The sequence below is a fragment of the Massilia pseudoviolaceinigra genome, assembly GCF_030846505.1.
Taxonomy (GTDB): domain Bacteria; phylum Pseudomonadota; class Gammaproteobacteria; order Burkholderiales; family Burkholderiaceae_D; genus Telluria_A; species Telluria_A violaceinigra.
The window spans coordinates 1-4,160 of the sequence record NZ_JAVCWL010000068.1; the positions used below are offsets into that span (position 1 = coordinate 1).

At 54.5% G+C, this 4,160-nt stretch carries 7 protein-coding genes; 3 read left to right on the plus strand and 4 right to left on the minus strand.

From position 1 onward, the window contains the following. Window positions 1-22 precede the first annotated feature (22 nt). From RBA40_RS32840 to RBA40_RS32850, 3 genes are all read left to right on the plus strand, one after another. On the plus strand, window positions 23-385 hold the full coding sequence (locus tag RBA40_RS32840; RefSeq protein WP_306653059.1) for a hypothetical protein: 363 nt from the start codon (window positions 23-25) through the stop codon (window positions 383-385). A gap of 130 nt (window positions 386-515) precedes the next feature. Then, window positions 516-977 (plus strand): hypothetical protein, encoded by a 462-nt coding sequence (locus RBA40_RS32845; RefSeq protein WP_306653061.1) that lies wholly within the window; start codon window positions 516-518, stop codon window positions 975-977. A gap of 422 nt (window positions 978-1,399) precedes the next feature. Continuing rightward, window positions 1,400-2,401, plus strand: a complete 1,002-nt coding sequence (locus tag RBA40_RS32850; RefSeq protein ID WP_306653063.1) for a tyrosine-type recombinase/integrase — start codon at window positions 1,400-1,402, stop codon at window positions 2,399-2,401. Window positions 2,402-2,439: 38 nt separating this feature from the next. Here RBA40_RS32850 and RBA40_RS32855 read toward each other — a convergent pair whose 3' ends face one another. The 4 genes from RBA40_RS32855 to RBA40_RS32870 form a co-directional block, all read right to left on the minus strand. Continuing rightward, window positions 2,440-2,805, minus strand: coding sequence for a DUF6968 family protein (locus RBA40_RS32855; RefSeq protein WP_306653065.1), 366 nt, complete (start codon window positions 2,803-2,805; stop codon window positions 2,440-2,442). 210 nt (window positions 2,806-3,015) lie between these two features. After that, window positions 3,016-3,357 carry a hypothetical protein gene (locus tag RBA40_RS32860; protein WP_306653066.1) on the minus strand — a complete coding sequence of 114 codons (342 nt, stop codon included), beginning with the start codon at window positions 3,355-3,357 and terminating at the stop codon, window positions 3,016-3,018. 122 nt (window positions 3,358-3,479) lie between these two features. Continuing rightward, window positions 3,480-3,848 carry a DUF6968 family protein gene (locus RBA40_RS32865; protein WP_306653068.1) on the minus strand — a complete coding sequence of 123 codons (369 nt, stop codon included), beginning with the start codon at window positions 3,846-3,848 and terminating at the stop codon, window positions 3,480-3,482. Between the two features lie 14 nt (window positions 3,849-3,862). Continuing rightward, window positions 3,863-4,160 (minus strand): hypothetical protein (locus tag RBA40_RS32870; RefSeq protein WP_306653070.1); only part of this gene is annotated, 298 nt, incomplete at its 5' end.

Below are 4,160 nucleotides of genomic sequence, written 5' to 3' on the forward strand. Positions count from 1 at the left end.
GAATTCTTAGGACGCCCTACCGATGACAAACGAGGAGCCATTTTCGAGTGCGGATCTCTTTGAATATCACAAGGCGACAGGCTGCCCTGTGATGAAGGTGAAGGCAGAACTTCTTTCGATGGAACCTGAGTTGCGTTCGAGAGTATTTAAGGCCGCGCTCACGCAACCTCGCGAATGGGGCGGTTTGCGCGATCCAATCGAAAATGACCCAGCGACGCGTGAGCTGGTTGGCGCCGCAGCAAGGGAGGCGGAAACTCTCGTAGGGGCGACAGCCGGGCGGGGGCGCTGCCACCGTATCTGGATTGAACAGAAACGTGTCTTAGCTTTACAGGGAATAAGCTGGTTTTCTCCAGTGGAAATGAATCCTTGGACAGTTTTCGATTGATTGGCTCGGGTATGAGCGCAACCGGGCGGAAGCCGCACGTGTATGATGTCCGCTTTCGGTATAGACAGGTATGGTCCGACATCCAAATTCTCGCTAGTGGCCTCCAGTCAGCTCTAAGTATCACTTAAAAATGCCCACTCCTCACTTTCACGTTTCCTACAAGCCGCCCTCGCACGGCTGGCTGACTATGACTATCCGGGTCAATGAGCAGACTGTGGAAATTGATGCGTCGGATGTTCCCAATAACCCGGTTGAGGACTTGCTCGGCGCCTTGGATCTTGCTGCCAAGGGTGTACCGTCGAGGGTATGGTGGCACTTGGAACCGGATGGCTACTTCATGTACTTCACGCCAAATGGCGAGGAAGTTGAGTTCAAACTAGTGTTTGCCACAGAAAGCGAACCTGCTCGGGGCAGAGAAGTCGTGGAAACTCGCGGCAATGCCGTGCAAGTCCTTCTACCCTTCTGGCGCTTTGTTCGCGAATTTCAGTCACATGACTTTCAGGAACCGCACTGGCCCCCCACTGACTACAAACGAATTCTTTTTGTGAGAGACAATATTAGATCGTCAGGTGGAAAGATTGTGAACCCCTAAGGGCGTTCCATTTACATGAGACACGGCTAACATGGCGCTCGAGCGGGACACATCGGTAAGCGCCGCCGTCCATCATGGTTCAAGGAGGTCGACAAGTAGCCACGATGGATGTCTGCGTCGGGGCGTAAGCGGCCATATCGGAACCTTGGGCGAGTACGGAGCCAGCCTGCCCGACTTTGATCTCGCCATTTACAAACTCAACGATGAAGCCCGCCTAACCCTCGACACAGCACGGCGCATAGCGATTGAGATCAGCGACTGGCGAAAGCGCGGCACTGACCCGAAGGAATTCATCCTAGCCGAATCTGCGCGCCAGCAAGCGGGATCCCAGGCCGCGGCGGAATCGGCGGAGCGCGCCGAAACAGTGGCATCCATCGATAAACTCAGTGTGGGCAACATGTTCGAGGCCTGGCTGCTCGACGGTGCGTCGCAAGGATGGCAACGCCGAGCTGCGCCGGTCCTTCGGCGCCGACGTGCTCCCGGCGATAGGCGCCATCCCCATCAAGGATCTGACAGAGCATGACCTTCGTGGCGTGCTGCGCGTCATGGTCGCGCGCGGCGTCAACCGGGCGGCCGTCATGGTCCGGAACAGCCTGACGCAAATGTTTGCGTGGGCGGAAAAGCGGCAGCCGTGGCGCAAGCTGCTGATCGATGGGAACCCGATGGAGCTGATCGAAATCGAGAAGATCGTCGCGCCGGATTACGACATGAGCAATGAGCGGGATCGCATTCTTGCGGACGCCGAGATCGCGGAACTCCAGGCAGTCTTCGACAAGCTGCAAGCCGAGTACGATGCCGCGCCAGACAAGAGGTATGGAACGCAGCCAGTGGCGGCCACCACACAGCGCGCGATCTGGATCATGCTGTCGACGCTGTACCGCATTGGCGAGATGAGCATGGTCAGGTGGAAGCACGTCGACATGGATGCTTCGGAGTGGTTCATTCCGAAGGAAAACGTCAAAGATAACCTGGCCGATCTGACGGTGTACCTCTCCCCTTTCGCGCTCGATCAGTTCCGCCGGCTGCACCAGGTTACCGGACACTCGGACTGGTGCTTCCCCGCGCGGAATAATGAAGGGCACGTCGACTCGAAGTCGATCAGCAAGCAGGCTGGTGATCGTCAGTCGATGTTCAAGAAGGCCAAGGACGGCGGCCCGCGCGCGCCAATGAAGAACCGGCGCCACGACAACACGCTGGTCCTTGGCGCGGGCAAGACCGGGGCCTGGACGCCACACGATCTGCGCCGCACTGGCGCCACACTCATGCAGCGCCTTGGCGTGTCGCTCGACATCATCGATCGGTGCCAGAACCACGTTCTGCCTGGCAGTAAGGTGCGCCGGCACTACCTGCATCACGACTATGCCGATGAGAAGCGCGACGCATGGGCCAAGCTCGGCACTCACTTATCTACTGTTCTGAAATGAATGCCGTTTGTTGGACCCTCAGCTCCATTTTGCTCATCTCATAATTGTAGCAAGCCAATAGGGTCGGGCACCTCTACTGACTGGTTTTCCATCACGAATAGCGGAAACCCTAGGTTTCGCTCGCCCAATGACGTCAATCGCATCGATCTAAATTCCGGCAATGTGTACAGCTGTGACCCAATTTTTGTTAAAGCTAGAATAAGCGCCTGCATAGTATCCGCCCCTTCTGCGTAACGAATTCTATCGTTATGCAATCCCAGGAATTGAAAATGGCAACGAAAGACATCTGAGCCCGCAACCGGCTGCGGTTTTCCAATTTTAACGATAACGGTCTTAATGCTGCCATCATCCAATTTCAGGCTTAACTCTCGCTCGGCAATCACTTCTAAAGTTTTGTTTTCCACTATCAACTCCTTCACTATTTTTCGCGCCCGAAATGTCATGGCATGGGGTGAGCGATGCAACGCAATGCGCGCGATGCTTAGCTGAGCTGGTGCAGAGTCCATTGCCGTACCGTTCCCCGCGTGGACGTTTCCGCACTTGCAGTACTCGCCCTAAAGACGTGGTGTTATTACCCGCTCTTCATCAGGATGGATGACTCACAATATGGCAACTTACTTTCCATTCACCTTGCGCAGCAAATAGTTCACTGCCTCGAAGGCAAAGTAAACAGCACCAAGCATTGCGAGATATCCCCAACCGCTTGCGGCACCCGGTCCACAGTAGGCTTCAGTGAGGCATGCAAAGACTCGACCGACGACCTGGATGTCGCTCCATAGCGCAATGGCGGAGGTCAGTGCCGCTACGATGAGCACCAAGCGCTTCCGAGCTAGTGGCACGTCGGTTTTAAACACGTCGATCATCAGCAACCAGGATCGATACGGCAGGCGACTTGCGGCAGCCAGTCCAACAAAACCGAGCAAATAGACCGCAGCGCTCTCAAAGGTTACGCTCATTTAACTCTCCTGACCTGGCGTAACAAGTTGCCTGGCCAGAAGGTTCCAGCCTCAACATGCGGAAAGGATTTATGTCCGCTTAAAGTCACTGACCCCCTGCGGCGCTCTTAGCCTCCAGTTAACTATACGACTAGGGTCATACTTGGCGCAGGAACGACATCGCCAAACACTTCCGCAAAGACTGGAATACCCAAGTTATGGGATTCGTCTTCCATCCATGTGAGCTTCCTTGCCTTCGATTCGGGCGACCCGTAAATATCTGCGCCAATCTTCGTTAGGGTCAGGATTAGTGATTGGAGGGCATCAGAACCTAGAGCGTATCGTATTTTCTCATCCCCTATTCCAATAATTTGGTATGGACAAAACCGGATATTTTTCTCGTACTTCCTTGGCTTGCCAATTTTTATCCATACTGGGCAAATGCTTCCGTCCGCCGATACTAATTCCAACATCCTGGTCGCAAAAATTGCACCTAAAGTCTCTACGTTCATCGGCCAACTCCTATTTATTTTGAACAATTAAGGCTCGGCAAATCTTTCCCTTCAGTACAGGCGTTGTAACGCAATGCTGCACTTGAATAACATCTCGCCTGCACACCGCCCTGCCAAGGCAGACGAGAACAAATCAATTCGTCGGCCTTCATTTGCTTGTGGCAAGGGTCGTCGTCTTTGTTAGGTGCGTTACGACCTTGAGCCTTTGCGATAACGCCTGCGGCTCCTCTGGATGCACGATCCCGATCACTCTTCGCAGACGCGTGGACCGAATCGTCTGGATGGATCCAATCATAAACGCTGGTACCAAAG